At 67.1% G+C, this 4,913-nt stretch carries 6 protein-coding genes and 1 pseudogene; 2 read left to right on the forward strand and 5 right to left on the reverse strand.

Going from position 1 to position 4,913, the window contains the following annotated elements; genetic code table 11:
• Positions 1 to 933: quinone oxidoreductase family protein (locus EQG76_RS15250; protein ID WP_159714945.1), on the forward strand; the 933-nt coding region annotated here is incomplete at its 5' end.
• Here the strand turns inward: EQG76_RS15250 and EQG76_RS15255 are convergent.
• The 5 genes and pseudogenes from EQG76_RS15255 to EQG76_RS15275 all read right to left on the reverse strand — a co-directional run bounded on the left by EQG76_RS15255 (position 923) and on the right by EQG76_RS15275 (position 3,942).
• Entirely contained in the window at positions 923 to 1,135 is a 213-nt protein-coding gene (locus tag EQG76_RS15255) for a hypothetical protein (protein WP_159714947.1), read from the reverse strand. The genes EQG76_RS15250 and EQG76_RS15255 overlap by 11 nt on opposite strands.
• Before the next feature lie 104 nt (positions 1,136 to 1,239).
• Positions 1,240 to 1,906, reverse strand: a pseudogene (locus EQG76_RS15260) (IS5 family transposase); the annotation flags it as partial.
• A gap of 106 nt (positions 1,907 to 2,012) precedes the next feature.
• Entirely contained in the window at positions 2,013 to 2,468 is a 456-nt protein-coding gene (locus tag EQG76_RS15265) for a GNAT family N-acetyltransferase (protein ID WP_159714949.1), read from the reverse strand.
• 108 nt (positions 2,469 to 2,576) lie between these two features.
• Complete coding sequence (locus EQG76_RS15270) at positions 2,577 to 3,326, reverse strand: sulfite exporter TauE/SafE family protein (RefSeq protein WP_159714950.1); 750 nt, start codon at positions 3,324 to 3,326, stop codon at positions 2,577 to 2,579.
• Positions 3,327 to 3,336: 10 nt separating this feature from the next.
• Positions 3,337 to 3,942, reverse strand: a complete 606-nt coding sequence (locus EQG76_RS15275; protein ID WP_159714951.1) for a hypothetical protein — start codon at positions 3,940 to 3,942, stop codon at positions 3,337 to 3,339.
• 96 nt (positions 3,943 to 4,038) lie between these two features.
• On the opposite strand from EQG76_RS15275, the gene EQG76_RS15280 reads away from it, so the two are divergent.
• Positions 4,039 to 4,913: FAD-dependent monooxygenase (locus EQG76_RS15280; RefSeq protein ID WP_159714952.1), on the forward strand; the 875-nt coding region annotated here is incomplete at its 3' end.

The raw sequence follows: 4,913 nt of genomic DNA on the forward strand, positions 1-4,913 counted from the left end.
GAGGTGCTGGAAACCGAGAGCTTTGAGCCGGCCCAGCCGGGCCCGGGCGAAGTGCTGCTGCGCCAGCGCGCGGTCGGCCTGAACTTCATCGACTGCTACTTCCGCACTGGCCTCTATCCCACGCCTCTGCCCTTCACGCCGGGCTTCGAGGCCTGCGGTGTCATCGAGGCGGTCGGCGAGGGGGTCGACCTGCAGGTCGGCCAGCGGGTTGCCTACGGCACCGGTCCGATCGGTGCCTATACCGACCTGCGGGTGATGCCGGCTGCCCCGCTCGTCCCGGTCCCGAACTCGATCCCGGACGAGGTAGCCTGTGCCATGATGCTGAAGGGCATGACCGCCCGCTATCTCCTGCGCCGCACCTTCCGCGTTGAGGCCGGCCACACCATCCTGATCCATGCCGCGGCCGGCGGTGTAGGCCTGATCGTCTGCCAGTGGGCGAAGCACCTGGGTGCCACGGTAATCGGCACGGTCTCGACCGACGAGAAGGCCGAACTCGCCAGGGCTCATGGCTGCGACCACCCGATCGTCTACAGCCGCGAGGACTTCGTCGCCCGGGTCAAGGAGCTCACCGGCGGCAAGGGCGTGGACGTCGTCTATGATTCGGTCGGCAAGGACACCTTCCTGAAGTCGCTGGACTGCCTGAAGCGCCTCGGCATGATGGTCACCTTCGGCCAGTCGTCCGGCAAGGTGGAGCCGTTCGATACCGGACTGCTCGCCCAGAAGGGCTCCCTGTTCCTGACCCGGCCGACCCTGTTCTCCTATGTCGCCGAGCGCCAGGACCTGCTCGAGACCGCCAGGGACCTGACCGACGTGGTCGCGAGCCGTGCCGTGAAGATCCAGGTGGAGCAGAAATATCCGTTGGCCGACGCGGCCGCGGCCCATCGCGACCTGGAGGCGCGCAAGACCACCGGCGCCACGGTGCTCATTCCCTGACCTTATCCGCCGGCCGGGTCTCCTTCGCGAGTCCGGCCGGCTCCTTGAATCGGTCCTGGAGCCAGCGGTCGTAGAATGCCAGCGCCCGCCCCTCGTCCAGGCACCAGAGCCGCTCGCCGCTGATCGAACGGTTCTGCCATTCGCGGTCAACCGCGACGGCGGCCGTGATCCTGGCGGCGCTGGCCTCTGTTCGTCCAGGCATCGGCCTACTTAGCTTCCGCACAGGTGAGGCCGGTCCCAACGGCCAAGCTGTCGCTTCACAGGCCGCGATAGCGCAGCACTTCCTAGGATCAGGACGCATTTTTGCAGCCAGAAGAAGACGGCTGCTGCGAGGCAGATGGCTAACAGGAAGAGGTTGCCACAGCGGGTGTAGTGGGTGGCGGGGCGTTTCCTCTTCCGTCGGGCCGGGATGCAGATGCGCAGGCCACGAGCCTTCAACTCGTCTCGTAGCCAATCGACATCATAGTCCTTGTCGCCCAGCAACCGCTTGACCGGTGGCAGGTCGGCCAGGAGCACCAGAGCGCCCCTGGATCGCTCATCTGGCCCGGCGAGAGAAAGAAAAGGTCAGCGGCCGACCTCGGCCATCGCTGACCATATGCAGCTTGGAGTTCAGCCACCCCTCCGTGCGCCCGATGGCGCGCGGACGCGCCGCCTTTTCTGAGGCTCACCGCTGTCCGGTGTGCCTTGAGGTGGGTGCTGTCGATCATGAGCATGTCGCCGTCCGCACCGGCCGGACCAAGCCACGAAAGATGCGGGCGAACACCCCAGACGCGACCATCGCACAAAGCGGTTGTAGAGGGTCTTGTGGGGGCCATAGACCGGCGATGCGTCCCGCCATCGAAGACCGCTGCGCTTCACGTGGATGATCCCGCTCAACGCCTTCGGTCATCCACCCGTGGCTTGCCCCGGGCCTTCGGACGTGCGGCCGAAGCCGCTCCACCTGCTCGTCCGTCAACCAAAACCGATCGCTCATCATGCCCTCGAAGTCGGGCAGCATGAATCACCTAACCAGTTGAAATCGTAGGGCCTGGAGGTCCTGACCCTATGGTGAGGACCTTTGAACTTGATTTGCCGGTTCATCACGACAGGCTGCGCCAGAAGCAGACAATCCGCTCGACCTCGGTGAATCCAAGAGCCCGATGGGCTGCGATACTGCCCTCGTTCGTGATGAGGGCATCGCTGGCGATCTCGCTCAAGCCGCGCGCCTTGGCCCAATCCTCTCCGGCTCGAACCAGGGCCAGTCCGACTCCCAGCCCACGCAGATCCGCATCGACATACCACCCCTCGATATAGGCGATGGGACCTGGCCCGCAGCCCTCGGCGTAGCCACGAAGGCCCATCTCGATGAAGCCTGCCAGCCCTGCCCCGAGCTTGGCTGCAACCAGGACGATGGCGTTCTCCGGGGGCGAGGCAAGGTAGGCTGCGATCTCCTGGGCCGCATCCATGTCGTCGGGCCACAGCGCATGTCGCAGACGCAGCAGTTCCTCGGCATCAGACGATACGGCAGGCCGGATCTCGAAAGGAACTTTGCTCATGAGCTCCTAACGGCAGTTTACGGGTCCTGATTCTAAGGATCGCCGTGCTGAGCGGCCAGGCCAAGGCGGGTGCCGCCATCGGCAGCAGGAGGCCGGCCAGCCGTAGGGTCACATGAACCCGTCCCAGAGCAGCTTGACCCCGGTCAGCAGCACAAAGCCCACGCACAACGGATAGAACCAGCGGTCGCTGACCCGGTGGTGCAGCCACACGCCCGCCAGCATGCCCAGCGCCGCCACCGGCACCATGCAGAGGATCGTGGTGACGATCGACCGGTCGAACAGACCGATCATGAAGTAGGGCGGCAGCTTGGCGAGATTGATGGCGGTGAACAGGATGGTCATCGTGCCGACGAACACCGTCTTGTTCAGCCGCAGCGGCACCAGATAGAGGTTGGCGGGCGGGCCGCCGGCATGCGCGATCGTGCTGGTGAAGCCGGCGGCACTGCCCAGCAGCACGCCGGACAGCGGCCTTGGCGGCTTGCCGTTACCGATCCGCGCTGCCGGGCGCAGGAACCAGTCCAGCGAGAACAGCACCGAAGTGGCACCCAGGAGAATGCGCACCGCGTCCTCCGACAGCCAGTCGAACGCCAAGGTGCCGAACACAATCCCGACCAGCGCGCCGGGCAGGAGTGCGGCCACCGCGTGCCGGCTCCAGCTACGGCGATACGCCCATACGCCAATCGCGTCCATCAGGCAGAGCAGCGGCAGCATGATCGCTGCGGCATGGGCAGGAGACATCACCCAGCTCATCAGCGGCACCGACACCATGCCGAGCCCGCCACCAAACCCGCCTTTGCTGAGCGCGCTGATCAGGACGCCGGTGATCACCAGCGTCCAGTAGAGCAATTCCTGGTTCAACGGGGCGCGCTCACATCCCGGCGATCTTCTTGAGCGCGTCGACCTGCCAGGTCTGGGTCATGTCCTCCAGGATCTGGCCGTTCTCCAGCCCGCGCCCTTCGAGCTGCAGCATGATCCGCCCGCCCAGGATCAGCGTGGCCTGGCCGCTGTCGCCGCCCTCCTCGAACTGCACCATCGCATTGTCCCGGCCGACCCGGACCCGCTTGGCGCCGGGATTGGCCGCGATCAGCGCCGGGTTGCCGATCATCGCCGCCAACCCCTGGATCATCGGGTTGTCCACCGAGATCCGGGCCTCGATCGAGCCGTCGCCGCCTTCCTGCGTGTAGATACGCGCGACCGACGTGCCGCCGCCGAACATCGCCATGGCGGCACTGCTGTCCTCTTCGCTGTCCTCGAACGTCCAGCCCGTGGGTGCTGGCGGGAAGCCCGCACGGTATTGCCCGGCGAGCTGCGACCGGATGTCCTGGATCGCGAACTGCAGCTCGTTGATGGCGCCACCCAGGTCACCTTCCTCGTAGTACTGCTTGCCCAAATCGATCTGATCGGTGACCTGATCGGCCGACGCCGGCAGGCTGGCAGTCAGCAACAGGGTGCAGACAAGGGCAACGACACGCATGGAACCAACCGCAACATCCCCGACCGGCCCTGAACGTAGCCTGCCCGTCCCGGCGTCGTCGAGCGCCCGGAAAGGGCTGATGCGAGGAGCTGGCCGATGAGCGGGAACGGCCAGGTCGTCGTGGTGGGCGGCGGCCATGCCGGCCTGCTCATGGGCTTGGCCCTCGTAGGTCACGGCATCGAGGTCCGGGTGGTCGAGCCGATGGCGCCGGCAGCAATCCGCAAGGCACCCCCCGATGGGCGGACCCTGGCGCTCCTGGCCGGCAGCATCCTGCAGCTTGAGGAGCTGGGCCTGTGGGCGCCGCTGACCCCCTATGGCGCGCCGATCCGGCGGGTCGAGGTGCTGGACGTCGGCAGTGCTGCCAAGGTCAGCTACCAGGAGGAGGACGCGCCGGGCCCGGTCCCGTTCGGCCAGGGCTTCGAGAACCGGGTCCTGCGCCAGGTGCTGCTCGACCTGTTCCTGGAACAGGCCGGCCGTCGCCACCTGATCACCGACCGGGTGAGTGCCATCGAGCGCGATGCCGAAGGCATCACCGTCCGCACCGAAGCGGGTGCCCGGCTGCCGGCCGGCTTGGTGATCGGCGCCGATGGCCGCGGCTCCGGCCTACGCAAGCTGGCCGGGATCGGCCTGCACCGCTGGAGCTATGGCCATGCGGCCCTGGGCTTCATCATCCGCCACCCGGTCGACAATGGCGGTGCCGTGCTGGAGCGGATGCGCAAGGGCGGGCCGCTCGCGACGCTGCCGCTGCGCGCCGACCGCACCGGGATCACCTGGGTGGAAACGCCGGAGCGGGCGAAGGCCCTGGCCGAAGGCGAGCCGGCGCAGTTGCTGGCCGAGCTGGACGAAGCACTGGAACACGCACTGGGCGAGCTAGAGCTGGACAGCCCGGTGGGCGTCTGGCCGCTCTCCGGCCAGCATGCCGACCGCTACGTGGCACCGCGCCTGGCCCTGGTCGGCGATGCCGCGCACGG

It is taken from the genome of Geminicoccus flavidas (assembly GCF_009806515.1).
GTDB lineage: Bacteria > Pseudomonadota > Alphaproteobacteria > Geminicoccales > Geminicoccaceae > Geminicoccus > Geminicoccus flavidus.